23 protein-coding genes are annotated in these 26,264 nt (G+C 68.9%); 16 read left to right on the top strand and 7 right to left on the bottom strand.

Going from position 1 to position 26,264, the window contains the following annotated elements; genetic code table 11:
• Nucleotides 1-132: 132 nt before the first annotated feature.
• From NRF20_RS09100 to NRF20_RS09070, 7 genes are all read left to right on the top strand, one after another.
• On the top strand, nt 133-558 hold the full coding sequence (locus tag NRF20_RS09100; protein ID WP_413752368.1) for a hypothetical protein: 426 nt from the start codon (nt 133-135) through the stop codon (nt 556-558).
• Nucleotides 559-1,209: 651 nt separating this feature from the next.
• Nucleotides 1,210-2,649, top strand: a complete 1,440-nt coding sequence (locus NRF20_RS09095; RefSeq protein WP_413752367.1) for a SulP family inorganic anion transporter — start codon at nt 1,210-1,212, stop codon at nt 2,647-2,649.
• A gap of 398 nt (nt 2,650-3,047) precedes the next feature.
• Nucleotides 3,048-3,518 (top strand): hypothetical protein, encoded by a 471-nt coding sequence (locus NRF20_RS09090; RefSeq protein WP_398632997.1) that lies wholly within the window; start codon nt 3,048-3,050, stop codon nt 3,516-3,518.
• 127 nt (nt 3,519-3,645) lie between these two features.
• Nucleotides 3,646-4,773, top strand: a complete 1,128-nt coding sequence (locus tag NRF20_RS09085) for a PLP-dependent cysteine synthase family protein (RefSeq protein WP_413752366.1) — start codon at nt 3,646-3,648, stop codon at nt 4,771-4,773.
• Nucleotides 4,770-6,053 (top strand): MFS transporter, encoded by a 1,284-nt coding sequence (locus tag NRF20_RS09080; RefSeq protein ID WP_398632999.1) that lies wholly within the window; start codon nt 4,770-4,772, stop codon nt 6,051-6,053. Before NRF20_RS09085 ends, NRF20_RS09080 begins: the two co-directional genes overlap by 4 nt.
• Nucleotides 6,054-6,495: 442 nt before the next feature.
• Nucleotides 6,496-7,323: an SDR family NAD(P)-dependent oxidoreductase gene (locus tag NRF20_RS09075; protein WP_398633000.1), complete on the top strand. Its 828-nt coding sequence runs from the start codon at nt 6,496-6,498 to the stop codon at nt 7,321-7,323.
• A 148-nt stretch (nt 7,324-7,471) separates the two neighbouring features.
• Entirely contained in the window at nt 7,472-8,263 is a 792-nt protein-coding gene (locus NRF20_RS09070) for a GNAT family N-acetyltransferase (protein ID WP_398633001.1), read from the top strand.
• 367 nt (nt 8,264-8,630) lie between these two features.
• On the opposite strand, the gene NRF20_RS09065 is transcribed toward NRF20_RS09070, so the two are convergent.
• The 3 genes from NRF20_RS09065 to NRF20_RS09055 form a co-directional block, all read right to left on the bottom strand.
• Nucleotides 8,631-9,713, bottom strand: a complete 1,083-nt coding sequence (locus NRF20_RS09065; protein WP_398633002.1) for a magnesium and cobalt transport protein CorA — start codon at nt 9,711-9,713, stop codon at nt 8,631-8,633.
• Nucleotides 9,714-9,836: 123 nt separating this feature from the next.
• Nucleotides 9,837-10,979 (bottom strand): magnesium and cobalt transport protein CorA, encoded by a 1,143-nt coding sequence (locus tag NRF20_RS09060; RefSeq protein ID WP_398633003.1) that lies wholly within the window; start codon nt 10,977-10,979, stop codon nt 9,837-9,839.
• Between the two features lie 389 nt (nt 10,980-11,368).
• Nucleotides 11,369-11,728, bottom strand: a complete 360-nt coding sequence (locus NRF20_RS09055; RefSeq protein ID WP_413752365.1) for an ArsR/SmtB family transcription factor — start codon at nt 11,726-11,728, stop codon at nt 11,369-11,371.
• A 66-nt stretch (nt 11,729-11,794) separates the two neighbouring features.
• Between NRF20_RS09055 and NRF20_RS09050 the strand changes: the two genes are divergently transcribed.
• Entirely contained in the window at nt 11,795-12,892 is a 1,098-nt protein-coding gene (locus tag NRF20_RS09050; protein WP_413752364.1) for a cation diffusion facilitator family transporter, read from the top strand.
• 180 nt (nt 12,893-13,072) lie between these two features.
• On the opposite strand, the gene NRF20_RS09045 is transcribed toward NRF20_RS09050, so the two are convergent.
• Nucleotides 13,073-14,035, bottom strand: a complete 963-nt coding sequence (locus NRF20_RS09045) for an electron transfer flavoprotein subunit alpha/FixB family protein (RefSeq protein WP_398635371.1) — start codon at nt 14,033-14,035, stop codon at nt 13,073-13,075.
• A gap of 54 nt (nt 14,036-14,089) precedes the next feature.
• Nucleotides 14,090-14,875, bottom strand: a complete 786-nt coding sequence (locus NRF20_RS09040; protein ID WP_413752363.1) for an electron transfer flavoprotein subunit beta/FixA family protein — start codon at nt 14,873-14,875, stop codon at nt 14,090-14,092.
• 145 nt (nt 14,876-15,020) lie between these two features.
• On the opposite strand from NRF20_RS09040, the gene NRF20_RS09035 reads away from it, so the two are divergent.
• The 3 genes from NRF20_RS09035 to NRF20_RS09025 all read left to right on the top strand — a co-directional run bounded on the left by NRF20_RS09035 (nt 15,021) and on the right by NRF20_RS09025 (nt 16,740).
• Entirely contained in the window at nt 15,021-15,692 is a 672-nt protein-coding gene (locus NRF20_RS09035) for a TetR family transcriptional regulator (protein WP_398633447.1), read from the top strand.
• 121 nt (nt 15,693-15,813) lie between these two features.
• Entirely contained in the window at nt 15,814-16,197 is a 384-nt protein-coding gene (locus tag NRF20_RS09030; protein WP_398633392.1) for a Zn-ribbon domain-containing OB-fold protein, read from the top strand.
• A 63-nt stretch (nt 16,198-16,260) separates the two neighbouring features.
• Nucleotides 16,261-16,740: an ATP-binding cassette domain-containing protein gene (locus tag NRF20_RS09025; protein WP_413754549.1), complete on the top strand. Its 480-nt coding sequence runs from the start codon at nt 16,261-16,263 to the stop codon at nt 16,738-16,740.
• On the opposite strand, the gene NRF20_RS09020 is transcribed toward NRF20_RS09025, so the two are convergent.
• Nucleotides 16,659-17,015, bottom strand: a complete 357-nt coding sequence (locus NRF20_RS09020) for a hypothetical protein (RefSeq protein WP_413752362.1) — start codon at nt 17,013-17,015, stop codon at nt 16,659-16,661. The genes NRF20_RS09025 and NRF20_RS09020 overlap by 82 nt on opposite strands.
• A 114-nt stretch (nt 17,016-17,129) precedes the next feature.
• Entirely contained in the window at nt 17,130-18,152 is a 1,023-nt protein-coding gene (locus NRF20_RS09015; RefSeq protein WP_398633393.1) for a LacI family DNA-binding transcriptional regulator, read from the bottom strand.
• A gap of 407 nt (nt 18,153-18,559) precedes the next feature.
• Between NRF20_RS09015 and NRF20_RS09010 the strand changes: the two genes are divergently transcribed.
• The 5 genes from NRF20_RS09010 (at nt 18,560) to NRF20_RS08990 (ending at nt 26,099) form a co-directional block, all read left to right on the top strand.
• Entirely contained in the window at nt 18,560-19,846 is a 1,287-nt protein-coding gene (locus NRF20_RS09010) for an ABC transporter substrate-binding protein (protein WP_413752361.1), read from the top strand.
• 139 nt (nt 19,847-19,985) lie between these two features.
• On the top strand, nt 19,986-20,855 hold the full coding sequence (locus tag NRF20_RS09005) for a carbohydrate ABC transporter permease (protein ID WP_398633449.1): 870 nt from the start codon (nt 19,986-19,988) through the stop codon (nt 20,853-20,855).
• A complete protein-coding gene (locus NRF20_RS09000) occupies nt 20,852-21,712 on the top strand; it encodes a carbohydrate ABC transporter permease (RefSeq protein WP_093894819.1) in 861 nt (286 codons plus the stop codon). Before NRF20_RS09005 ends, NRF20_RS09000 begins: the two co-directional genes overlap by 4 nt.
• A gap of 46 nt (nt 21,713-21,758) precedes the next feature.
• Entirely contained in the window at nt 21,759-23,012 is a 1,254-nt protein-coding gene (locus NRF20_RS08995) for a glycosyl hydrolase (protein WP_398633395.1), read from the top strand.
• Between the two features lie 57 nt (nt 23,013-23,069).
• Nucleotides 23,070-26,099 (top strand): alpha-mannosidase, encoded by a 3,030-nt coding sequence (locus NRF20_RS08990; protein WP_413752360.1) that lies wholly within the window; start codon nt 23,070-23,072, stop codon nt 26,097-26,099.
• The last annotated feature ends 165 nt before the right edge of the window (nt 26,100-26,264 follow it).

The raw sequence follows: 26,264 nt of genomic DNA, 5'->3' as shown, positions 1-26,264 counted from the left end.
GCATCGGTGATCCAGCGTGCGTCCGGTGATTCGCCGTCCGGGTGAATTCGACACCGTACAGCTCATTTGCAGTGTCATCGGAAGCACTGGTGGGGTTGTCTGGTGATCCGGAGTCCGGCGGGAGGTGTGCACATGGTGCCCAGCAGCGGCAGTGCGATGCGCCTGCTGTCCCGTGCCCTCTGTGCGATCACGCTGATCACTCTGGCGACGCTGGTACACGCCGTCTCACTTCCGGCCTGGCAGCAGCCGACGTCCTCGCACATCGGCCTGGAAGGCCGAACCGTTCACACCGTGACCGAGGACATCGACAGTGCCGCTCTCCCCGCAGTGGGGTCCGCCGTCCCGGACTCCGGAGGTCACGCGGGCGGCCATGGCTGGCGAGTGGGTTCGACTTCCATGGGTAAGCCGAAGCATGCTGCCGACCTCGCGGGTGCTTCCTCCGTCATGTCGCACGCGGTCCGCCGGGATGCAGAGGCGGGCAGCGGAACTGCAAGGCCCGCTCCTGCCGCAGCCGCGGGCGCTGCCGGGTTCTCCTCAGGGTGCGCCCTGCGCTGCTGAGCGAGCCCGGCCTCTTCGACGTGCCTGCCAGTGGGCGCGGTGCCACGGAAGAGGCCTGCCGTCACAGTAGTTGACGCTCATCGACTGCGCAGGAGCACTCCGTCATGCCCGCAGACGTCTTTGCGGCCATGGGCGCGTTGGTACGCGCCGAGGCCGCCCGGAAAGTCACCTCACCTGCCCCGCCTGTGAACATCGCCCCATCTCCAGTCGGCGACGGGTCCGTTCACGGCCCCGGTCCGCTTCCACAGGCACCACGTCCTACGAAGGCGCCGTCCGGGTGGTGGCGCCGGGTTGTGGTCACGCGGCACCCCTGGTGTGTCACATTGTGCCGCCACGACCCCATCGGGGACGGCTCACCCGAACCCCGCCTCTGACTGCGTCCCGGCGGTAGGCGGGCCCAGCGGCGTACGCCGCACCGGTCTCTTCTGCCGGGGTGCATTCATCCAAGTCACAGACGCGCCCCGGGGCGCATTGGGGACACCCGCCTGACATGCAATCCTGCTACGAATTCCACATCGGTACCGTGCTTGCCCATCGGCCGCACGAAGACGCGTTTCTCGCATTGTGACCGGCACCCGCGTACCCGGCCGCGATCGGCACCCCAGGGGCAGGGGGGACGACCCCGCAGTCGGTAAAACGCGCGCCGGAGCGGTGGGACGCGAGGCGGCGGCGTCCTTCGTCGTCTTCCTCGTGGCGCTTCCCCTGTGCGTCGGAGTGGCGACTGCGTCCGGCGTTCCGGCTGAACTCGGCCTGGTCACCGGCATTGTCGGCGGACTGGTGGTCGGCTGCCTGCCTGGCAGCAGCCTGCAGGTGAGCGGCCCGGCGGCCGGCCTGACCGTGCTGGTCCACGAGGCGGTCAGCGCTTATGGCATCACCGTGCTGGGGGTGATTGTCCTGGCGGCAGGCGTACTGCAGCTGGCCATGGGCCTGGCCCGCATCGGAGGATGGTTCCGGGCAGTCTCTGTCTCCGTCGTACAAGGAATGCTCGCCGGAATCGGGCTCGTGCTGATCGCCGGTCAGCTCTACGCGATGGCGGACGCGACGGCACCGAGTACAGGCCCGGCAAGGATCACCGGCCTACCGGGACTGTTCGTGGGAGCAGTGGGTTCGTTCGAGGCACAGGCCGCACTCGGACTCGGGGCCACAACCATCGCGGTGATGACCGTGTGGAGACATCTGCCGCACGCTGTACGACGAGTACCGTCTCCGCTCGCCGGGGTCGGTGTGGCCACCGGACTGGCGGTTCTGTCCGACGCCCCTGTGACGAAGGTCGAAGTACAGGGGGTGTTCCAGGCCATTCAGCCTCCGACCGCAGACACCTTGGGGCAGTTGGCCGGGGTGAGTCTGGTCGGCACCGTGCTCGCCTTTGCCCTGATCGCCTCGGCGGAAAGCCTGTTCAGCGCAGCGGCTGTGGACCGGCTGCACGACGGGCCGCGTACCGACTACGACAAGGAGCTGATTGCCCAGGGCGTCGGAAACACGGTCTGCGGGATGCTCGGCGCCCTGCCGTTGACGGCAGTCATCGTGCGCAGCGCGGCGAACGTCCAGGCAGGTGCGCAGACCAAGGCTTCCCGTGTACTGCACGGCGTCTGGCTGCTGCTGTTCGCTGCGATCCTGCCGTCCGCCCTCTCCGCGGTGCCGCTCGCCTCCCTGGCCGGGGTCCTGATCTACTCGGGCGGCAAGCTGATCCCCGTCAGGGAATGGCGCGGACTGTGGCGCGAACAACGTGGAGAGGCCCTGATCCTCGTAGCAACGGCAGCCTCGATCGTCGTGGTCAACATGTTCGAAGGCGTGCTGATCGGTTTGGCGTTCGCCGTGGCCAAGACTGCTTGGGACACCTCCCACCTGCGCTTGGAGGTGTCCGATCAGGGCAATGGGCCGGTCAAGGTGTCCCTGATCGGCAACGCCACCTTTCTGCGACTGCCGAAGATGCTGGACGCGCTGGAGGCACTGCCCCGAAACCGCAGCGTGGAAATCGACCTGACGGGCCTGCGGCACCTTGACCACGCATGCCGCACCGCATTGTCCACATGGGCGGAGCCGCGCAATGAAGGACGCACCCAACCGGTCACCGTCATCGATGCCTCATGACCCGGCCACGCACTCGGGGTCATCCGACAGTCGACGAGTGTTCCGCCCGCAGACCGGCAGTGTCGGGGAAGTCCCGTCGGGGCGGGCGAAAGGCAGCCGGACCATGCCTGCGGTGAGAGCGAACAGCCCCGGGACGATGAGGGACTTGGGTCCGAACCCGGTGACCAGACGCGGCGCCGGAGCTATCAGGGCAATGAGGGTGCTGAGGCAGAACACCAGGGCCGGCCGGCGTACCGGGTGATGACCGCGCCGAAGAAGACGCAGGCGGAGCGCACCGCTGGGCTCACCGGCTGAGTTCCTTAGCAGATTCGCATTGCTCGTACCGGCTCGATGAGGTATTTCACCCTTACCTCCCCATAAATGCGCATCGATTCCTGTTCGGCGATACGGTCGGGGGCGTGCCGTCCGTTGTTGCCCCGGGGCCGGGTGTTCGCCGCCTCGTCATCACTCTGCTCCTGAGCCTGGCGATCGCCGCCGTGGCCCACGTGCTGACATGTGGTGTGCAGGCGCAGGACGGACACCACGTGTCGCTCCTCAGCGGTCCGCTGCCCGCAGCCGATCCCCATGTGCGGGACACGGAGCCCGTGTTGGACACGGCGGAAACCACCGACCGCGACGTGTCCGAGACCGGGCATCATCCAGCGACTCCCGGCGGATGCTGTGACTCGGCGGTGCTCCTGGTCGAGGCGCCGACGCGCTCCGGGCTTCCCTTCCTGGCGGCGCTGCTGCTCACCCTGGCAGCGTGGGGACTCATGGAGGCGGGTCTCTCGAGTCTGCCGTGGCGCCGTCCCGTCGGTCTCGCAGCCGACGGGCCGCCATGCCCCACGGGATTCTCTCTGCTGCATCTGGTCTGCGTCAGCCGGACGTGAAACGGCTCGGTGCGCCCGGCCGCTCCCGCGACCGCCCGCACGAGCCGCCCGTACCCGTACCGCTCTCACGCGACGGCCCCGACCCGGTTCGTGGCCGTGGAAAGACCAGGTTGCCATGACCGCTGCCATGCGCAGCATTTCCACCGACGACGTGCACGCCTTCGTGGCGGCACACGAACTCCCCGAACCGGCAGGTGCGCCCCGCCGCACCCCCGCCGGCATGGTGGGCAACACCCCGGTCCTCTGGGTCGGAAGCCCTTTCACTCCCGCCGGCCGAGGCTTCTGGGCCAAGTTGGAGGGCGCCAATCCCGGCGGCATCAAGGACCGCCCGGCCCTTCACATGGTCGCGGCTGCCCGAGCCCGCGGAGAGCTCCGGCCCGAGGCGCCCGTCATCGAGTCCACCAGCGGGACGCTCGGACTCGGTCTCGCGCTCGCGGGCATCACCTACGGTCATCCGGTCACTCTGGTCACCGACCCCGGCATGGAACCGCTCATGGTCCACCAGCTCCGTGCCCTCGGCGCCCGGGTGGAGGTGGTGGCAGAACCGAGTCCGGCCGGCGGCTGGCAGCAGGCGCGCAGGAACCGCGTCCGCTCCCTGCTCGCCGCGCATCCGGGCTCCTGGTGCCCCGACCAGTACCACAACCCGGACAACCCGGCGGCGTACGCGAATCTTGCCCTCGAACTCACCGTGCAGCTCGGCCGGGTGGACGTGCTGGTGGCCGCCGTCGGAACGGGCGGGCACTCGGCCGGGACCGCCCGTGCCCTGCGCGCGATCTCGCCGGGCGTGCGGCTGGTCGGCGTCGACTCGGTACGTTCCACCATCTTCGGCCAGCCCGCCGGTGTCCGCCTGATGCGGGGCCTGGGCAGCAGCATTCATCCGCGCAACGTCGACCACGCCGCCTTCGACGAGGCCCATTGGGTCGCACCGGACGAGGCGGTCCGGGCGGCCCGACAGCTGGCGAGGCACCACTGTGCGAGCGGCGGCTGGAGCGTCGGCGCCGTTGCGCTGGTGGCCGGCTGGCTCGCCCGCACCCTCACCCCGGGTACCCGCATCGCGGCGATCTTCCCCGACGGAGTCCACCGCTACTGGGACACGGTCTACAACGACGACTACTGCCGCACGTACGACCTCCTCTCACGCCGGCCCGCTGACGACCCCGATGAGATCGCCCATCCCGGCGAGCGCGTCGTGGAGCGCTGGACGCGCTGTGTGAACATCACCGCGCCCCGCGCCGACGAGGAGGCCACACGATGAGGGAGCTCGCCCGGGAGTTCCGCTCCTTCGACGGTGCCGTACGGCTGTTGATGGTCCAGCAGTTCACCATCAACACGGCGTTCTACATGCTCATGCCCTACCTTGCGATCCACCTCTCGGGTGGCCTGGGCATGGCAGCCTGGGCGGTCGGACTCGTGCTCGGCGTAAGGAACTTCAGCCAACAGGGCATGTTCCTCATCGGCGGCACGCTCGCGGACCGGCTCGGCTGCAAGAGCGTGATCACCGCCGGATGCGTGCTGCGGACCGTCGGATTCGGACTGCTCGGTTTCGTCGACTCGCTGCCCGCGCTGATCGTCGCGTCGGCGCTGACGGGCTTCGCGGGGGCGTTGTTCAACCCGGCTGTGCGGGCCTTGCTCGCACGGGAAGCGGGGGAGCGACGGGTGGAGGCGTTCGCGCTGTTCAACGTCTTCTACCAAGTGGGCATGTTCGCCGGCCCCTTGATCGGTCTTGCCCTGATCGCACTGAATTTCCGGCTGGTGTGCGCGGTGGCGGCACTGCTCTTCCTCGGACTCACCCTCGTACAGGTCAAGGTCCTGCCCGGCCGCTGGCGCCCGCCGGCTGCGAAGGAGCGGCGCCAAGGAGTGCTCGCCGACTGGCGCACTGTGGTGTCCAACCGCCCCTTCCTGCTCTTTTCCGCGGCAATGATCGGTTCGTACGTCCTGTCCTTCCAGGTCTACCTGGCGCTGCCGTTGCAGGCGCAGCGGGTGGCGCCGGGGAGCGGGGACGGCGTCAGCACGGCGCTCTTCGCCGTATCGGCGGGTGTTGCCGCGGCCGGACAGCTGCGCATCACCGCCTGGGCGCGGGCGCGTTGGTCTCCGGGCCGGTCCGTCGTCTACGGCTTGACGCTGATGGGCGGCGCCTTCGCACCGCTCCTTGTCGCGGGCGCGCCGCCCCGGGGCGACGGACTGCTGATCCGGGCGGTGGCCCTGGCACCGCTGGTCCTTGCGGCCGCCCTGCTCGCCCTCGGTACGGCCCTGGTGTATCCGTTCGAGATGGACACCGTCGTCGCGTTCTCCGGCGAGCGGCTGGTCGCCACCCACTACGGCCTGTACAACACGATCTCGGGCGTCGGGATCACCGTCGGGAACCTTGCGACCGGCGCCGTGTGGGATGCCTCCACTGAGCAACCGCGTCTGCCCTGGCTCGTGTTGTGCATCGTGGGCGTGGTGTGTGCCGCAGCGATCGCCGGCTTGACGCGCACCGGGAGACTCGGGCCTCTCCGGGTCGGCCGGGCGGGCGAACCGGTTCCGCAGCGGTGAGGCAGTGCCGTCCGGCGCGATGGCCTGCTCAGCTCGCCGGGAAAACTGCGCTCATGAGGAAGGCGGCCTTGACGTGGTCCTGCCGTTCCTCGGTCAAGCTGATCGACCTGGTCGTCTCCGTGGCCCGACCCGGGCCGGCCCGCTCGTCAGAGGGTCGTCAAGGACGGACCGGCCCTCTTGAGGTCTTTGTGGGCGGGCGAGTTGGATGAACCATGTGAACAGCAGTCTGCGCCATGACGACCGGCCGCCGCATACGGTGCCGCCGGTCCTGCACGCTGCTCACCTGCCGGTGCGTTGAGGCAGTCGCTCTGAACGCCTGACGGCGGCCGTTCCTCTGCATGCGGGCCGGCCGTACGCACCACCATCCTCCGCATGGCCGACGCACTTCCCCTGCCCGAACAGGAGAGAGCTGCGCGGCCGTGCCCGTTTCCAGGAATCGATCATGTCTTCTTCCTCCCTGTCCTCCCAGCCTTCCCTTTCCGGACGGACCGTGCTGGTCACCGGGGCCACCTCCGGCATCGGTCGGGAGACCGCGCGCCAGTTGGCGGAGCGCGGCGCCACCGTCCTCGTCCACGGCCGTACCGCCGAAGAGGCGCGGGCGGTGTCCGACGAGCTTGCCGCCGTGGCCGGCATCGACAGTGGACTCCTGTGCTCCTTCGCGGCCGACTTCACCTGTCTCGAGGAGGTCGAGCAACTCGCTCACCGGGTGGCCGAGGAGCACCCGAGCCTGGACGTTCTGGTCAACAACGCGGCCATGGCCGCCCCCGAGCGGCACACCGTCACCACGGACGGCAACGAGATCACGTTCCAGGTCAACTTCCTCGCCCACTACCTGCTCACCCACCTTCTGGAGCCCGCCCTCACTCGCACAACCGGCGGCCGGGTCGTGAGCGTCTCGTCCTCGCTGCACCGCACTGCCTCGGTCCGGTGGAGCGACCCGAACCGCTCCCGTAACTACTCCCGCCTCGCCGCGTACGCCCAGTCGCAGTTGGCTCTCACGGTCTTCGCCGCCGACCCGCGCGTGACCGCGGTCTCCGTCCACCCGGGTGTCTGCGACACCGCTCTGCTGCCTCTGTACTCCCTCAAGGGGGCTACGGCCGCCGAGGGCGCCGCACATGTCGTGCGGCTGTGCGACCCGGCGACCGAGATCGTCAACGGTGCCTACTACGACCGGGATCAGTGCGTCGATCCGGCCCCGGCCGCCACCGAGACGCGCACCGTCCAGCGACTGAACAAGCTCGCCTCCCTGCTCGTCGGCCAGAGCGCCTGAAGGAGGCACAGATGTCCAAGCGCGCACGCAGGAGGAAGGCCTGCCGCAAGAGGAAGGCCAACCACGGCAGCAAGGCCGGCCAGTACTAAACCCTGTGTGGGGCGGCCCCATCAGGGCGGCCCCACACCCGAATCAGGTGGTCTCTCCCGTGATCCAGCTTCAGCCGAACAGTCTTCCCGCCCTCGCCCGGTGCTTCCCCGCGGGGGCGCCGGGCCCCGCAGCTCTGGCCGAACACGTTCTGCGCACCGGCGCCGGGCACTGGTGGGCGGACCACGCCGTCGAGCCGCAGGCCGTTGCCGTCAGCTGCGCAGACCATGTACTGCTGCGTGGTGACCCGCGAGCCCTCACCCCCGGCTCCCTGGCCCCGCTCGCAGGCAGCTACATCGAGACGCCCTCCCGCTTTTTGCCGGCCCTGGGCGCCTCATTCAGCAGGATCGTGCCGGGGGAGCGGATGGTGTACATCCACCGTGCCCCCGCAACATCACCGGCACCCCGGCCACCGCGGGGCGTGACGATACGCCCGCTCGTCCCCGAGGACGCCCAGGCACTCGCCGCGCTCGGTCCCGACGCGGCCTGGCTGCACAAGAGCTGGAACGGCCCATCGGGTCTCGCCGCCTCCGGTCTCGGCCGGGCCGCCTTCCACAAGGACCGGATTCTCGCCGTGGCCTGCACGTACTTCCTCGGCAGTGAGTACGAGGACATCGCCTGCTTCACCGTCCCCGAACACCGCCGCCGGCACCTGGCCCACGCCTGCGTCGCCGGCCTCTGTGCGGACATCGCGGCCCGCGGACGCATCGCGAGCTGGTCCTGCTCCCGCGGCAACCGCCCCAGCCGCCTCCTGGCCTGGACCTCCGGATTCCGGCTGGAGCGCGAGTACGTCCACTACGCCACGGGGAAACCCACCGCGTCGCAACTTCCGAAGACGAGCATCCCCGCATGAGCGGATCCAGGAACGCCCGCCCCTCGTCACCGTGCCGGTCCTCGACGGCCGCCACGAACTCACGGTGCACGGACTGACCGTCCTCGACGACTCGTTCACCCTCCACTACACGGTGCCCCCTCCCCCTCCGGACGAGGCCGACGGACCTCCCGTACTGCTGATGATGCAGGCCGAGGACGATGTCGACACCGCGTACCTCGACCGGGGCGGCGCCTTCGGTACCGGCTCCGACGACTCGTACACCGACGGCAGCATCACGGGCCGTCCGGCCTTCCCGGCCGAGGCAGGTGTCCTCACGGTGCGGATCGCGCAGCCCTCCCGCGCGAGGTGTTACCGCATGGCCGGAGCAGATCCGGAGGGACGCCGGTCAGAGCCAGCCGGCACGGCGGAAGCTTCGGTGGATGACGAGGCAGGCGGTAGCCATGACTCCGAGGGCGAGGGGATACCCGTAGGTCCAGCGCAGCTCCGGCATGTGGTCGAAGTTCATGCCGTACACGCCGCAGACCATCGTCGGTACGGCGATGATCGCCGCCCATGCCGTGATCTTGCGCATGTCCTCGTTCTGCGCGACGGTCACCTGGGCAAGGTGGGCCTGGAGGATCGAATCGAGCAGGGCGTCGAACGACGTGATCTGCTCGATGACGCGGGCCAGGTGGTCGGCGACGTCACGGAAGTACGGCTGGATGTCCGGGCTGACCGGCGGCATGGGCCGGGTGGCCAAGGCCTGCAGTGGCCGGTCCAGCGGTGTCACCGCACGCTTGAGCTCCAACAGTTCGCGCTTGAGCTGGTAGATCCGGCCCGCGTCACCACGAGCGGCGTGCCCACTGAAGACGTCGGTCTCGGCGGCGTCGATGTCGATCTGCACCGAGTCCGCCACAGCCAGGTAGTCGTCGACCACATGGTCGGCTATGGCATGCAGTACGGCTGCGGGCCCCTTGGCCAGCTGCGCGGGGGCAGCCTCCAACGCCTCGCGGAGTGGACCGAGTGAACCGTGCGCGCTGTGCCGGACGGTGATCACGAAGTCGGCACCGGTGAAAATCATCAGCTCCCCGGTGTCCACCACCTCGCTGGTGGCGGTGAGCTCCTCGTGTTCGACATAGCGGCAGGTCTTGAAGACGGCGAACAGCGTCTCGTCGTAACGCTCCACCTTCGGCCGCTGGTGGGCGTGCACCGCGTCCTCGACTGCCAGCGGATGCAGGCCGAACAGCTCGGCGATTCCCGCGAATTCTGTCTCGGAGGGCTCGTGCAGCCCGATCCACACGAAGCCGCGGCCGGACTTGCGGACCCGTCGCAGAGCTTCATCCACCGGGCAGGCAGCGGGCTGCCGTACGCCGTCTTCGTAGATCACGCAGTTGACCACCGCGCTGCCCAGCGGAGAGCGGGCCGGGTGGCTCAGGTCGACCTTCCGGCGGTAGGCGCGGCGCACCGCACGTCGGAGATTGCGGATCACCGGCACATCGAGCTCCTTCGGACAGCAGGTCGCCAGTGTGCCACCGGCCGTTGTGGGCCCGGGGAGGAGGAGGGGCGGGCGTATGGACAAGCGGGGGGTCGGCCGATCTCCCGGTCCATGGGGTCAGAGCCAGTCTCGGCGCTTGAAGACCACATAGAGCCCGAGACATACGACAGCCATCAGCGCGATTGCGAAGGGGTACCCGAGGACCCAGCCGAGCTCCGGCATGTGCTCGAAGTTCATCCCGTAGATGGTCCCCACCAGTGTCGGCGCGAACAGAATCGCCGCCCACGACGAGATCTTCTTGATCTCCTCGTTCTGCGCGTGGCCGGCCTGCGCCAGCTGCTTCATCTCCTCGTTCTGCTGCTGGCTGACCAGCGTGGCATTGACCGCGAGGATGTCCTGCAGCGCCAGGCGGAAACCGTCGACACGTTCGGTGACATGGGTGGAGTGGTCGGCCACATCGCGCAGGTACCTGCGCAGTTCCTCGTCGATTCCGTACTTCTCGAATCCGGCGCTCAGTCCTTCCAGGATCCTCGTCAGGGGACGGGTCGCGCGCGCGAACTCCACCACTTCCCGGGAGAGCTCATAGATACGGCGGGACACCTTCGGGTCACCACTGAAGACCTCGGTCTCGATCTCGTCGACGTCGTTCTCCACGCCGGCGACCACGGGCGCGTAGCCGTCGACGACCGCATCGAGGATCGCGTACAGCACAGCCTCGGGGCCGCGCTTGAGCAGATCCGGGGTGGCCTCCATGCGACGCCGGACCGCTGCCAGATCCGGGGCGGCCCCGTGGCGCACGGTGATGACGAAGTCGGGTCCGACGAAGACGTGCAGCTCGCCGAAATCGACCTCTTCGGCGTCATCCAGGTAGCGGGCGGCGCGCAGCACCACGAACAGGGTGTCGCCGTAACGTTCCAGCTTGGGGCGCTGGTGCGCCTCCAACGCGTCCTCGACCGCGAGTGGATGCAGATCGAACTCGCCCGCAACGGACAGCAGTTCGGCCTCGGTCGGCCGGTGCAGGCCGATCCAAGCCATGCCGCCGTCCGCCTCGCGGAGCTTCTGGAAGGTCTCGGCGAGCGAGTCATGGGTGCTGGTGCGACAGCCGTCGTGATACAGCGCGGCAGTGATGACGCTGGTCTCATGGGGCTGCTGCTCGGCCGATGCAGCCGCGCCGGGCTGCTCATCAGCGGGGCGGGGGCCGGCCGGGCGCTTGGCCGGCTTCTTGAACGCGCGCAGGGCACGCAGACGACGCTCGGACATGACGGAGTCCTTCCGCAGGCAGGAAGTAGAAGGCGTAGGGATGGGCGAGGGCACGCCGCAGACGTCGCCTTCGGATCCGGCTAGGGTCCGGTCGTGGCAGCGTCCCGCGGCGTGCGACTGGGAGGTTCACCACACATCGTGGATCTCACCTGCCTTTCTGTACGCACGGGACGGGGCCGGTGAGCAGGCTATACCTTGCCGGGACTCTCTGGACCGGTGATCACGGCGCCATGGAGTGCGCCTGCCAAGGCGAACCGCCTGCCTCTGGTGTGACCGAGGCCGCGGCCGGCTCGTCGCTGCCCGCCGGGGTAGTGGTGACGAGCCTGTACGGCGCCGGCCTCAACCGCCTGCTGTGGCGCCGCCACCACCGCCTCGCAGAGGCCCGCTGCTCAGTCGTGCAGGGCAGCGCCGCCGAGGTGGTGGTCGGCGAGGTTCAGGACTTCGTCCACCACGCGTCGCAAGTGCCCGTTGGACAGGCCGTAAACCATGCGCCGACCCTCCTTGCGTACGGACACGAGCCCCGCCAGTCGCAGCTTGGCCAAGTGCTGACTGACCGCCGGACGAGCGGCTCCGCAGGCTGCCGTCAGTGTGGTGACATCCGCTTCACCCTTGCCGAGGGTGTGCACCAGTGCGAGCCGGGTGCGGTCGGCGAGCAGGCCCAGGACCGCGGCGGCGTGGGTGAGCTGTTCGGTGCCTGGATCCAGCGGGTGCATACCGTGTGCAGGTGATAGGTGCATGCGTGCGCTCATGCGCACATAATGGGTCAGGGCGCCTTGTGGTGTCCACATCCCCGTCCCGCGTCGAAAGGCCGGACCGTGAGCGAGCAGCCCGGACACAGCCACCACCCGCACGAGTACCGGCACATTCGCGACCATGAGCACGGGCGGGACAGCGGGCATGCCCATGGACACGGTGGCACCGGCCGCCGGGCGCGGTGGCGGCATCGGCTCGGCCACCTGGTGAAACCGCACTCGCACGAGTCCACCGACAAGGTCGACCGTGCCCTGGAGTCCTCCGCGCAGGGCATGCGGGCGCTGTGGATTTCTCTGGCGGTGCTCGGTGCCACGGCTGTGACGCAGGCTGTGGTGGTCGTCCTGTCCGGCTCGGTTGCTCTGCTCGGCGACACCGTGCACAACGCGGCCGACGCGCTGACCGCACTGCCGCTGGGCGTGGCCTTCGTCCTGGGGCGCCGGGCGGCGAACCGCCGCTTCACCTACGGCTACGGGCGGGCCGAGGACCTGGCCGGCATCGTCATCGTGCTGACCATTGCGGCCTCCGCATTCTTTGCCGCCTGGACCGCGATCGACCGGCTGCTGAACCCGCAGGGGATCAGCTACCTGCCCGCCGTCGCTGCCGCGGCCGTGGTCGGCTTCATCGGCAATGAGTGGGTGGCCCGCTATCGCATCCGAGTCGGACGCGAGATCGGCTCGGCTGCCTTGATCGCCGACGGACTGCACGCCCGAACCGACGGATTCACCTCGCTCGCCGTGTTGTTGGGCGCAGGCGGTGCCGCGATCGGCTGGCGGCTTGCCGACCCGATCGTGGGTCTGGTCATCACCGCTGCGATTCTGCTGGTGCTGCGCGACGCCTGCCGGGAAGTCTTCCGTCGGGTGATGGACGCCGTCGATCCCGCCCTGGTCGACGCGGCCGAGCACGCGCTGGGACGAGTGCCGGGCGTAAGGGCGGTGGGTGAACTGCGACTGCGCTGGATCGGCCACCGGCTGCGTGCGGAGGTCGCGGTCGTCGTCGACGGCGAGCTGAATGTGCGTGAAGCCCACCAGGTGGCCGTGGAGGCCGAGCATGCCCTGCTGCACGCCGTACCGAAGCTGACCGCAGCCTTGGTCCATGCCGACCCGACTCCGGCGCCGGGTGCCCCGGACCCGCACCTGGCCCTGGCGCACCACGGGACCTGAGCCGAGAAAGCCGGCTCGATCTGCGGGACTCGGTCACCGGCTGGATCTCCGGCCCGACCTGGGCAACGTCGGCTACATCATCGTCTGTGATCGGAAACGGTCCGGGGCCGCGCGGTGAGTTCACACCGTGCGGCCCCGGACCTTCGGAAAAAAAGGGGGGAAGTGCAGCTGGACGGCGGGTCAGCCCTTGCGGGACTTGACCTCGTCGGTGAGCTGGGGGACGACCTGGAAGAGGTCGCCGACGACGCCGTAGTCGACGAGGTCGAAGATCGGGGCCTCGGCGTCCTTGTTGATCGCGACGATCGTCTTGGACGTCTGCATGCCGGCGCGGTGCTGGATCGCGCCGGAGATGCCGGAGGCGATGTACAGCTGCGGGGAGACCGACTTGCCGGTCTGGCCGACCTGGTTGGAGTGCGGGTACCAGCCGGCGTCGACCGCGGCACGCGAGGCGCCGACGGCCGCACCGAGCGAGTCGGCCAGCGCCTCGATGATCGCGAAGTTCTCCGCACCGTTGACGCCGCGGCCGCCGGAGACGACGATCGCGGCCTCGGTCAGCTCGGGGCGGCCCGTCGACTCGCGCGGCGTGCGGGACAGCACCTTCGTGCCGGTGGCCTGCGCGGAGAACGACACCGCCAGGGTCTCGACCGCACCCGCCGCCGGGGCGGCCTCGACCGGAGCCGAGTTCGGCTTGACCGTGATGACCGGGGTCCCCCTGGAGACACGGGACTTGGTGGTGAACGACGCGGCGAACGCGGACTGCGTGGCGACGGGACCCTGCTCACCGGCCTCCAGGTCGACGGCGTCGGTGATGACGCCCGAACCGATCCGGACCGCGAGACGGGCCGCGATCTCCTTGCCCTCCGCGGAGGACGGGACCAGCACCGCCACCGGGGAGAGTGCCGCGTGAGCGGCCTGCAGCGCGTCGACCTTCGGCACGACCAGATAATCGGCGAACTCCGGCGCATCAGCGGTCAGGACCCTCACCGCACCGTGCTCGGCCAGCACCCCCGCGGTGCCGGCGGCACCCTCGCCGAGCGCGACCGCGACCGGCTCACCGACCCGACGCGCCAGCGTCAAAAGCTCCAGGGTCGGCTTGCGGACGGCACCGTCCACGTGATCGACATAAACGAGAACTTCAGCCATGGGACTTCAATCTCCTGCGAGTAGCGAAGAAACGACGGGGGACGGACAAGGGGGTCAGATGAACTTCTGGCCGGCCAGGAACTCGGCCAGCTGCCTGCCGCCCTCGCCCTCGTCCTTGACGATCGTGCCCGCCGAACGGGCCGGACGCTGCGCCGCGGAATCCACCACGGTCCAGGCACCCGCCAGACCGACCTCGTCCGCCTCGATCTCCAGGTCCTCCAGATCCAGCGACTGAACCGGCTTCTTCTTCGCCGCCATGATCCCCTTGAACGACGGGTAACGCGCCTCACCCGACTGGTCCGTCACCGACACCACCGCCGGCAACGACGCCTCCAGCCGCTCCGAGGCCGTGTCACCGTCCCGGCGGCCCGTCACCGTGCCGCCCTCGACCGACACCTCGGACAACAGCGTGACCTGCGCAACCCCCAGACGCTCCGCCAGCACCGCCGGCAGCACACCCATCGTGCCGTCCGTCGACGCCATCCCACAGATCACCAGGTCGTAACCCGTCTTCTCGATCGCCTTCGCCAGCACCAGCGACGTGCCCATCACATCACTGCCGTGCAGATCGTCGTCCTCGACGTGAACAGCCTTGTCCGCACCCATCGACAGCGCCTTGCGCAACGCGTCCTTCGCATCCTCCGGACCCACCGTCAGCACGGTGATCTCCGCATCGTCCGCATCGTCCGCGATCTGCAGCGCCTGCTCCACCGCGTACTCGTCGAGCTCCGACAGCAGACCGTCGACATCCTCACGGTCCAGCGTCAGGTCATCGGCGAAGTGCCGGTCGCCGGTGGCGTCGGGCACGTACTTCACACAGACAACGATCCTCAAGCTCACGCCGGCTCTCCTACCTGGGTGTGGTTCGTATCGACGACAATATGGCACTCAGTACCCTCTGTAAAGGAACTCAGTGCCAGAAAGGGCCTTCCGGTGCTACGTTCCCCGCATGACTGACGCACGCAGACCAGCGAAGAAGCCCCCCATGCGGGAGGTGCTCGCCCAGGCCGCCTTCCAGCTCTTCCTGGAGCGGGGCTTCGAGCGGACCACGGTGGACGACATCGTGGCGCGGGCCGGGGTCGGGCGCCGGTCGTTCTTCCGGTACTTCCCCTCCAAGGAGGACGCGGTCTTCCCGGATCACGAGCGCTGCCTTGCCGACATGACGGCGTTTCTTGCGGCGGTCGGTGACACGGAGCCGGTCGACGCGGTGTGCGACGCGGCCCGGCTCGTGCTGCGCATGTACTCCGCAAACCCCGAATTCTCCGTTCAGCGCTACCGGCTCACCCGGGAGGTGCCCGGGCTGCGTACCTACGAACTGTCCGTGGTGCGCCGTTACGAGCAGACGTTGGCCGGTTATCTCCGTGACCGGTACGGCGAGTCGGGGGGCGGTGCGCTGCGGGCCGAGGTGATCGCCGCATCCGTGGTCGCCGCGCACAACAACGGGCTGCGGACCTGGCTGCGTTCGGGCGGTGAGGGGGACGCGGAGGCCGCGGTGGATCACGCACTCGCGCTGGTGCGCCAGGTGTGGGGGAGTGCGCCGGCCGAGGGTGCTTCCCCGGCCGCCACCGATGGTGACGTGGTTGTCATGGTTGCCGCCAAGGGGGCCCCGATGTGGCGCGTCGTGCAGCAGATCGAGTCGGTCATCGGCCAGGGCTGACACCGCAGCCGAGCTCGGTATGGCACTGAGTGCCTTTACGTTTCGGCACTCGGTGCCCTATGGTGCGGACGCGCCGACGCGCAGGTGCGGCGCATCCGAGCCGAGCGCAGGGGGTCGAAACGTGTCCCAGTCATCAAGTGGCACCGTGCAGACGGTGCATGAGGAAGCCGGCCTGTACTACCACCGGTGCCGATGGTGTGGCACGGCCTCCTTCCGGAGGCTGCTGTGTCCGGTGTGTGCGTCAAGTGATCTGAAGCCCGAACACAGCGCCGGTCTGGGCGTCGTGGTGAGGTCCGGCGTCGTGCATCGCTACACGGACGCGGCGCGCAACGAGTCCCTGGTCCGGCTCCCGGAGGGCTTTGTGTTCCGTTGCCGCGTCGTGGGCGCCGCACCGCACGAAGTGTCGGTCGGCGCGCGGGTGCGCCCGGTTGCCGGCGGTGATCGGGATACGGGCGAGGTGGTCTTCGAGCTCTGTGACCCGCCCAGGTGTGACGACTGGTTCTGAGGCTGCGCGGGAACGGCCTGCGCGTCGCCGCCGTGGTCCGCGGCGGCGACGCCCTCCCTCTATCTGCTGAATATTCGGCCTCGTCGGCGAGTCCGCAGTGGCAGGTCGACCGTCGGCCGCTGTGTCGTACGCCTCGACGAACCCACCGGCGGCACCGTCCACATCAACGGCACCGACGTCACCCACCTCTCCCGCCGCGCCCTGCGCCCCCTGCGCAAGGACTTCCACCTGGTCTTCCAGGACCCGTCGTCCTCGCTCGACCCCCGCATGACCATCGGGCAGATCATCGCCGAACCGATCAAGCTGCACCGTCAGGCCCGCGGCGAAGCCGTACGGGCACGGGTCGAGCAGCTCCTCGCCCAGGGGCACGCGCCAGGGCTGATTCAAAGTCTCGGTGACCAAGCCTGTGTGCGGCACCCTGGCCGCGGTGCGCGCTGGGCGCCGCACTCACCGGAAGTCCGTTACTGGACGATGACGGCCCACCGCGTGTCACTGATTCCTGTCTTGATGCGCAGCAGCGCCGTGCAGAACGTTTGCGACTGACCGAGGCAGGACGGGAGGGCCCGCAACGGCCCCGGTACCGGCGGGACGAAGAAGCCCGTGCCCACCTGGGCCCGCGGCCCTTCGGGTGAGCCGAGCCGGCTGGCAGCCCTTCCCGCCCGCTCGGCCGCGGTCAGTCGGCGGGCCTTCTCCCGGACCGAGACGCGCCGGCGGCTTTCGCTGGTGAACAGCCCCCGCTTCCACGCCTCCGGCCGGTCGCGCAGCCGCAGCCCAGCAGGGCGTTCACGGAGAAGCGCGACCCGGTCCGGTCCGGGCACCGAGCGCGTCGCGGGGGAGCCCCGGGGCGTGATCGTCGGAATCCGGTATCCCTACGCTGCCACGGCCCGGCAGCCGGTAGCCGCACTCGGCTCGGCCGACGCGACGGGCTCGCCTCATGAACCGCCGTGCGCCGCGGCCGTGCTTCCGCGTTCGATCAGCCCGGGCAGAGGTACCTGTACGGTGCGAGCAGCGCCGCCGTCGAGCAGCGAGGTCAGCTCCCGCGCGGCGATCCGCCCGAACGCGATCGTGTCCCGGGACAGCGCGGTCAGCCAGGGGGCCGTCAGCCGGCACAGCGCGGAGTCCTCCCACGACACGATCGAGACATCGGCGGGGACGCAGTGGCCGAGGCCCGCGATGACCGCGGCTCCGGCCGCGGCCATCACATCGTTGTCGTAGATGATCGCGGTCGGCGGGGCGGACTGTTCCAGCACCCGGCGGGTGACGGCCGCTCCCTCCGTGTCGGAGTAGTCCGTGGTCACCGAGTGGGCCTCGGCCAGCCCGCGCCGGTCGGCCTCGATCCGCAGGGAGCGGATGCGCCGGTCGGTGTGGGCGAGCGAGGGCAGACCGGCGATGTGCACGATGCGCCGATGGCCCAGCTCGTGGAGCCGGCCGACGATCGCCGCCATCGCGCCCGCATCGTCCGCGCGTACCTGCGAGAGGCCGGGATGCGGACCGGTGTCGCTGCCGGGCAGTGCGCCGATTACGACCCCCGGCAGCCCGAGTTCGTCCAGCAGGTCGGTCCGGGGGTCGTCGGTCCGCGGATCGACGACCAGCACCCCGTCGACCCGGTGCTCCGCCCACCAGCGCCGGTAGACGGCGCACTCGGCCTCCACATCCTCCACCACCTGGAAGAGCAGGCCGAGTTGGCGCTCGGCCAGCACCTCCTGGATCCCGGAGATCAACTGGAGGAAGAACGAGTCCACGCCCAGGCTCGCCGCCGGGCGTGCCACGACAAGCCCCACGGTCGCCGACCCCTCGCCCGACAGTGCGCGGGCGGCGGTGCTCGGCCGCCAGCCCAGCTGCTCGGCGACCCGCCGAACGCGGTCCCGGGTGATCTCCGAGACGCCGGGGCGGTCGTTGAGGGCGAAGGACACGGCGCTCTCCGACACTCCGGCACGCTGGGCGATGTCCTTCATGGTCGGCCGTCGCGCAGGTGTGCGCCTGGTAGGCGGAGTCTCTCCGGCCGGCGGCCGCTTCGGTGTCACCCGGTGCTCCTCTTCCTGCGTTGCCCGTGGTCCCTGGGAGGTGCGGTGTTTCCTCGCCCCCGCGGGCATCGTAAGCCTTCCGATCGTATTGGTCGACCGAAGTTCACCGGCGACTAAAGCGCTTGAGTGAAGGTGGCCTAAAGCGCATTAGTCATGCATCGCCGCAGCCTGCTCATACCCATCTGACCTGCAAGGATGGTGAAAGGTGAAGTAGTTTTGAGCAAATGTATTGACTTTGCGCCGTGTGCATTGGAAAGTCTGCTGGGCATACGCAGCCGGTGGGCCCACGTCCCGGCTCGCTGTCCGCACGCCTGGTCCGAGCAAAGGAGCCGTTCACCGTGCGCATCTCCCGCAGGGCAGTCGCCGCTGCCGCCGTTCTCGCCACCGTCCTGCCGCTGAGTGCCTGCGGCGGTGGATCCGATGGAGGCTCGTCCGATGCCTCCGGCAAGGTTGAAGGCAAGATCACCTTCCAGACCTGGAACCTGCAGGCGAACTTCAAGGACTACTTCAACGGGGTGATCGCGGACTTCGAGAAGAAGTACCCGGGGACCGAGGTCAAGTGGGTCGACCGGCCTGGCGAGGGCTACGCGGACAAGATCAGTGCCGACGCGGCCGGAGGCACCCTGCCGGACGTCGTGAACGTCTCGCCCGACCTGGTCGCACCGCTGGCCAAGGCCGGGATCGCACTCGACCTCGACAAGGCGGCATCGAAGTACCGCAAGGAGTACCTGCCGGGCGCCTGGCGGAGCCATCAGATACCGGGCACGGAAGGGACGTACGCCTTCCCCTGGTACCTCAACACCGGACCGCTGTTCTACAACAAGAGCCTCTTCAAGGACGCCGGACTCGACCCCGAGAAGCCGCCGGCCACTTACGACGAGCTCTTCGACTCCGGTCTGAAGCTGGCAGAGAAGAGCAAGGGCAAGATCGCCACACTGGCGAACGTGCCCGCCATCGAGGACTTCGGCCGCTATGGCGGGCGGCTGATGAACAAGGAAGGTACGGGCTTCGCCTTCAATGACGCCAAGGGTGTTGAACTCCTCACGCACTACAAGGAGTTGTACGACGCCAAGGCGCTCGACCCGCAGGCGCTGACCGCGACCCCTGAGTCGTCGGGCCACAAGTTCCTCACCGGGTCCGTGGCGATGAACCCCGGCAGTGCGCTGGATCTGGACCACTTCAAGAAGCAGGCCCCGAGTCTCTACAAGAACATCGGGATCACCGACCAGATCAGCAGCACCGGCAAGGCCAACATGTACGTCATGGGCGTCATGGTGAATGCGCAGACGAAGCAGAAGCCGGCGGCCGTGGCCTTCGCCCACTACGTGACCGACGCGACCCGGCAGGTGGAGTTCGCGAAGCAGGTCGCCATCTTCCCGAGCACCGCCGGGTCCCTCGACGATCCGTACTTCTCCAAGGAGGACGGCACTGACGAGACGCGCGTCCGGGTGGCCGCCGCCAAGTCCCTGAAGACGGCCGTCAATTACACACCGGTTCTCTTCAGCGAACAGATGAAGACCGAGTTGCGCAACCAGATCGCCAAGGCGCTGCAGGGCAAGCAGAGCCCCAAGGAAGCTCTTGACAACGCTGTCAAGACCTGTGACCGGCTACTGCAGCAGAGCTGAGCCCCTCGTGAAGACCCTCACTGTGAAGACCCGCGGCGTCAACACGCGCACCGCAGCGACGGCGACAGGGCCGGATGCCGGCGAGGCGGGACCGGCGGCCCGGAGTGCGTGCTCCGGCAGCCGCCGACCCGCCGACCGGATCAGCCGTCATCTTCCCTTCAGCCCCTGGCTGTTCGCGGCACCCGGCCTGTTCGTCGTCGGCGCCTTCAGCCTGTTCCCGTTCTTCAGCACCCTGGTCAACGCCTTCACGGACCGTCGGACCCTGATACCAGGGAAGTTCGTCGGCCTGGCGAACTTTCAGGAGCTGATCCACGACGAGATGTTCTGGATCGGACTGCGCAACAGCGCGCTGTACGTCGTCGGCGTCGTCCCCGCGCTCGTCATCCTGCCGCTGCTGCTGGCGATGCTCGTCCAGCGCCACATCCCCGGCATCACCTTCTTCCGCTCCGCCTTCTACACCCCCGTCGTCGCTTCCATTGTCGTCGTCGGTCTGATCTGGGTGTGGATGCTCGACGACCGGGGGCTGATCAACGCGCTGCTGGAGGCCGTGGGGATCGGCAAGGTCGGCTTTCTCAGCGACCAGTGGCTGCTGCTGTTCAGTGCGATGACGGTGACGGTCTGGAAGGGGCTCGGCTACTACATGATCATTTATCTGGCCGCGCTGGCCAGCGTCCCCCGGGAGCTCCACGAAGCCGCCTCTGTGGACGGCGCCGGAGCCGTGCGCCGCTTCTTCACCGTGACCGTCCCCGCTGTCCGCTCCACCATGGTCCTGGTCGGAGCGCTGGCGTCGGTCGCCGCCTTCAAGGCCTTCTCCGAGGTCTACCTGATGGCCGGCCCCTCCGGCGGCCCGGCAGGCGAGGACACCACGCTGGTGATGCTCGTCCAGCGCGTCGGTACCGGACTGACCGGGCGGGTCGGCTACGCCTCCGCCATCTCGGTCGTCATCTTCGTCGTGACGGTCGCCCTGATGCTCCTGGTGCTCCGCGCCGACCGCAAGGAGGACGCGTGAGCTTCCTGAGCATCACCGATGCCGAAGGCCGCCGCATCCCGGTCTGGCAGCTCCTGCTGCGCTACGTCCTGCTGCTCGCCGTACTCGTGCTGACCGTCGGACCGTTCCTGTGGCAGCTCTCGACGTCGCTCAAGGGGCCCGGCGAGGACATCTTCAGCTCGCCGCCGAAGTTCTTGCCCAGCCATCCGACCCTGGACAACTACACACGGGTCGCGGACACCATCCCGGTCTGGGACTACGCGCTGAACTCCCTCAAGGTGGCCACCGCCAATGTGGTCACCAACTGCGTCGGCTCCGCCCTGGCCGGCTACGCGCTGGCCCGGTTGCGCTACCGCGGGCGCAGGGCTGCCACGCTGGCGTTCATCCTCGCCATGCTCGTACCCGTCGAGGGCATCATCATCGCCCAGTTCACCACCATGCGTGAGCTCGGTCTGAACAACACCCTGATCGGTGTGCTGCTGCCGGGATCCGTCGCGGCGATGAACGTGCTGCTGATGCGCAACGCCTTCCTCAACCTTCCGCACGAGGTGGAGGAAGCTGCCTTCATCGACGGCGCGAACGTCTGGCAGCGCTTCTTCTGGATAGCTCTGCCCTCGGTCAGAGGGACCCTCGCCGTCGTCGCGATCTTCGCCTTCATGGGGGCCTGGGACGACTTCCTGTGGCCGCTGATCGTGCTGAGCGACCCGGCGAACTTCACCCTGACGATCGGGTTGAACTATCTGCACGGCACGTTCGCGAACGACGAACGGCTCGTCGCCGCTGGCACGATCATTGCCGTGCTCCCGCTCATTTTGCTCTTCGCCTGTCTGCAGCGCTTCTTCTTCCGGGGGGTCGGCGAAGGCGCCGTCAAGGGCTGACCGATTCGCCGCCACCCGCACCACAGAACCAGGACACCCGTACCGTATGAGCAACTCCACGCCGCGCTTCGGCGTCAACTACACGCCCAGCCAGGGCTGGTTCCACCACTGGCTGGACTTCGACCTCGACGCCGTGCGCGCCGACCTGGACTCGATCGCCGCACTCGGGCTCGACCACATCCGGGTCTTCCCGCTCTGGCCGCTCTTCCAGCCCAACCGCACCCTGATCCGGCCGCGCGCCGTCGAACAGCTCGTCCAGCTCGCCGACGCCGCGGCGGAATGCGGCCTCGACGTCAACGTGGACGGACTGCAGGGCCATCTGTCGAGCTTCGACTTCCTGCCGGCCTGGACGCAGACCTGGCACCGGCGGAACATCTTCACCGACCCCGATGTCGTGGCCGGCCAGGCCGAGTACCTGCGTACGCTCGCGGCCGCTCTCGCCGACCGCCCCCACTTCATCGGCATGACGCTGGGCAACGAGATCAACCAGTTCTCCGGCCCCCCGCACCCCGACCCGGACGCCATCACCCCCGAACAGGCGGGCAGTTGGCTGCGCACCCTGCTCGACGCCTGTGAGGGGGGAGCACCGGGGAAGCTCCATCTGCACGCCGAATACGACGCCGCCTGGTACCAGGACGACCACGCGTTCACCCCCGCCCACGCGGCCCGGATCGGCGCCCTCACCGCCGTGCACTCCTGGGTCTTCAACGGCACCGCCCAACGGCACGGCCGTACCGGAACTGCCACCGAGCACCACGCCGCGTACTTGATCGAACTGTCCAAGGCATGGGCCACGGACCCGCACCGACCGGTCTGGCTGCAGGAGGTCGGCGCCCCGTCCCCGCTCATTCCCGCCGAGCATGCCGCCGCGTTCACCGAGGCGACCGTCGCGAACGCCCTGGACTGCGAGGACGTGTGGGGCGTCACTTGGTGGTGCTCCCACGATGTGTCCCGCTCTCTGGCCGACTTCCCCGAACTCGAATACAGCCTGGGTCTGTTGACCAACGACCGGCAGGTCAAACCGGCCGGCCGGGCCATCGCCCGGATCGTTGAGGAGCAGCGGGCGAGGGCCGACCGGCCAGCTCCCCGCACCACGGCCCTGGTGGTCGACACCGGTGACGACGAGACCGCGCCCCGCCGTTCGACCTGCGCCCCCGGCGGCACGTTCTTCGAAGCGTTCGCCCGGCTCACCGCTGACGGGGTCCGGCCCACGGCTGTCCTCGCGAGCCAGGCCGGGAACAAGGAACACCTGGACGCCCGCGGGATCACCGACGTCCTCAAGCCCGACGAGGTCCGATGACCGCGCACCCGCACCTGTATCCGCCCCCGCACCCTCATCCAGCTCGGAGCCACCCTCATGCATGACGACCGCAACCTGGTCGAAGCTCGTCTCAAGCGCGTCCTCGACGAGCGCATCCGGCCGGCCGTCCACCCGGAGTCCATACCGTTGGACGTCGCCGTCTGGAACGCGCCCGGTGAGCCCGTTCCGGTCACCGAGGGCCTCGCCGCCCCGACCGAACCGATCGCGGTCGGTGACCGGTGGGGCGCGCCCTGGGGCACCTGCTGGTTCCGGATCTCCGGGACCGTCCCCGAGGCGTGGGCGGGCCGCACCGTCGAGGCGATCCTCGACCTCGGCTTCGACGAGAACATGCCCGGCTTCCAGTGCGAGGGCCTGGTCTACCGGCCCGACGGTACCCCGGTGAAGGGCCTCAACCCGCGCAACCAGTGGGTGCGCATCGGCGCCCCGGTCGCGGGTGGCGAGGATGTGCTGCTGCACATCGAGGCGGCGTCCAACCCGGTCATCCTCGACTACCACCCCTTCCTGCCGACGCAGCTCGGCGACAAGGAGACCGCCGGGAGCGAACCGCAGTACACCCTCGCCCGGATGGACCTGGCGGTCTTCGACGAGAACGTGTGGAACCTCGTCCAGGACCTGGAAGTGCTGGGCGAACTGATGCAGGAGTTGCCCGTCGAGGGGGCCCGCCGCTGGGACGTCCTGCGTGCGATCGGCCGCGCCCTCGACGCGGTCGACCTGCAGGATGTGAACGGCACCGCGGCCGCCGCCCGCGCCGAACTCGCCGCCGTCCTCGCCACGCCCGCGGAGCCGACCGCCCACCGCATCAGCGCCGTCGGCCACGCGCACATCGACTCCGCCTGGCTGTGGCCGCTGCGTGAGACGGTCCGCAAGGTCGCCCGTACGACGTCCAACATGACCGCGCTCCTGGAGGACGAGCCCGACTTCGTCTTCGCGATGTCGCAGGCCCAGCAGTTCGCCTGGATCAAGGAGCACCGTCCCGAGGTCTACGCCAAGGTCAAGAAGGCCGTGGCGGATGGGCGGTTCGTGCCGTCCGGCGGCATGTGGGTCGAGTCCGACACGAACATGCCCGGATCCGAGGCGATGGCCCGTCAGTTCGTGCACGGCAAGCGGTTTTTCCTCGACGAGTTCGGCATCGAGAACGACGAGGCGTGGCTGCCCGACACGTTCGGCTTCGCCGCCGGGCTGCCGCAGATCATCAAGGCCGCAGGCTCCAAGTGGCTGCTCACACAGAAGATTTCGTGGAGCCAGACCAACAAGTTCCCGCACCACACCTTCCAGTGGGAGGGCATCGACGGCACACGGATCTTCACCCACTTCCCGCCTGTCGACACCTACAACTGCTCGATGAAGGGCAGTGAGATCGCCCACGCGGCGAAGAACTTCAAGGACAAGGGCGTCGCCCGGCACTCCCTTGCGCCGACAGGCTGGGGGGACGGCGGGGGTGGCACCACTCGCGAGATGATCGCGAAGGCCGCCAGGATGCGCAGCCTCGAAGGCTCGGCGACCGTGACCTGGGAGACGCCCACCGACTTCTTCACCAAGGCGGAGGCGGAGTACCCGAATGCGCCGGTATGGGTCGGCGAGCTCTACCTGGAGCTGCACCGCGCCACTCTGACCAGCCAGGCGAAGACCAAGCAGGGCAACCGCCGCAGCGAACATCTGCTGCGCGAGGCCGAGCTGTGGGCCGCCACCGCCGCCGTACGGACCGGTTTCCCCTACCCGTACGAGCAGTTGGACCGGATCTGGAAGACGGTCCTGCTGCACCAATTCCACGACATCCTGCCCGGTTCGTCGATCGCCTGGGTGCACCGCGAGGCCGAGAAGACGTACGCGGCCGTCGCAGAGGAGCTGAACGGCATCGTCGACGCTGCGATGCGCGCCCTGGCCAAAGACACCCCGTCGGGGGAGACGCTTGTCTTCAACTCTGCGCCGCACACCCGCGGAGGGGTTCCGGCCGGTGGCGCCGCGGCCGTCACCGTCGGCAGCGGCGGGCGGCTCGCACCGCGCGAGGACGGCGGATACGTACTCGACAACGATCTGCTCCAGGTGGAGATCGACAGCCGTGGTCTGGTGGTGTCCGCGTACGACATCGGTGCCGAGCGCGAGGCCGTGGCGCCCGGCCAGGCCGCGAACCTGCTGCAGATCCACCCCGACTTCCCGAACATGTGGGACGCGTGGGACGTCGACGCGTTCTACCGAAACACCGTCACCGACCTGACGGACCTCGACGAGCTCACCCCCGTCGAGGAGGGGGGAGTGGTCGGCGTACGCATCGTTCGCAGCTTCGGCGACTCGAAGGTCACCCAGCAGCTGACGCTCTCCCCGGGTGCCAAGCGGCTCGACATCGACACCGAGGTCGAGTGGCACGAGACGGAGAAGTTCCTCAAGGCGGCGTTCCCGCTGGACATCCACGCCGAGAGGTATGCCTCCGAGACGCAGTTCGGGCACTTCTACCGGGCCACCCACACCAACACCAGCTGGGAGACTGCCAAGTTCGAGGCCTGCAACCACCGCTTCGTCCACCTGGAGGAGCCGGGCTGGGGCGTTGCGCTCGTCAACGATTCGACGTACGGCCATGACGTAACCCGGTCCGTCCGCGACTGCGATGCCGGGACGACCACCACCGTCCGGGTGTCGCTGCTGCGCGCCCCGCGCTTCCCCGACCCGGAAACGGACCAGGGCGTGCACCGCTTCCGGCACGCGCTCGCGCCGGGCGCGGCGATCGGCGACGCGGTCCGCGAGGGCTTCCGGATCAACCTGCCGGAGCGCCGGGTCGTCGGCGAACGCGCGGTGGCTCCGCTGGTGACCGTCGACAACGACGCGGTCGTCGTCAGCGCCGTCAAGCTGGCGGACGACGCGAGCGGCGATGTCGTCGTACGGCTCTACGAGTCGACGGGTGGCCGTGCCAGGGTCCGGCTCGGTACCGGGTTCGAACTCGTCGGCATGACAGTGACCGACCTGCTGGAGCGGCCGCTCGCCGTGGGGAACGTGCCGGTGCGGGTGGACGGCGGCGTACAGCTGTCGCTGCGCCCGTTCGAGCTGGTCACGGTGCGTCTGACGCGCGGCTGAGCGGAGCCGGGCCCGCCCCTCGGCAGGGGGGCGGGCCAACTCCGATCAGTAGCAGGGCATTCGGTGCCGTCCGCCCGTCCGCGCTCGACGCCTTTCCGTTATCGATCGTCAGCAAAAATCGTCCGCTATGTGGGAACCCCTCTTGCCTTGCGGACTGTATGCGAA

Source organism: Streptomyces sp. R-74717 (assembly GCF_047305335.1).
Lineage (GTDB): Bacteria > Actinomycetota > Actinomycetes > Streptomycetales > Streptomycetaceae > Streptomyces > Streptomyces atratus.
This window is presented reverse-complemented; position numbering and strand designations above follow the sequence as displayed.

What these genes read in the sequence shown, in the direction of transcription:
- NRF20_RS09100 (WP_413752368.1), top strand. Translation starts at nt 133, where the DNA reads ATGGTGCCCAGCAGCGGCAGTGCGATGCGCCTGCTGTCCCGTGCCCTC.
- NRF20_RS09085 (WP_413752366.1), top strand. Translation starts at nt 3,646, where the DNA reads ATGCGCAGCATTTCCACCGACGACGTGCACGCCTTCGTGGCGGCACAC.
- NRF20_RS09080 (WP_398632999.1), top strand. Translation starts at nt 4,770, where the DNA reads ATGAGGGAGCTCGCCCGGGAGTTCCGCTCCTTCGACGGTGCCGTACGG.
- NRF20_RS09075 (WP_398633000.1), top strand. Translation starts at nt 6,496, where the DNA reads ATGTCTTCTTCCTCCCTGTCCTCCCAGCCTTCCCTTTCCGGACGGACC.
- NRF20_RS09060 (WP_398633003.1), bottom strand. Translation starts at nt 10,979, where the DNA reads ATGTCCGAGCGTCGTCTGCGTGCCCTGCGCGCGTTCAAGAAGCCGGCC.
- NRF20_RS09055 (WP_413752365.1), bottom strand. Translation starts at nt 11,728, where the DNA reads ATGAGCGCACGCATGCACCTATCACCTGCACACGGTATGCACCCGCTG.
- NRF20_RS09045 (WP_398635371.1), bottom strand. Translation starts at nt 14,035, where the DNA reads ATGGCTGAAGTTCTCGTTTATGTCGATCACGTGGACGGTGCCGTCCGC.
- NRF20_RS09035 (WP_398633447.1), top strand. Translation starts at nt 15,021, where the DNA reads ATGCGGGAGGTGCTCGCCCAGGCCGCCTTCCAGCTCTTCCTGGAGCGG.
- NRF20_RS09015 (WP_398633393.1), bottom strand. Translation starts at nt 18,152, where the DNA reads ATGAAGGACATCGCCCAGCGTGCCGGAGTGTCGGAGAGCGCCGTGTCC.
- NRF20_RS08995 (WP_398633395.1), top strand. Translation starts at nt 21,759, where the DNA reads ATGAGCAACTCCACGCCGCGCTTCGGCGTCAACTACACGCCCAGCCAG.
- NRF20_RS08990 (WP_413752360.1), top strand. Translation starts at nt 23,070, where the DNA reads ATGCATGACGACCGCAACCTGGTCGAAGCTCGTCTCAAGCGCGTCCTC.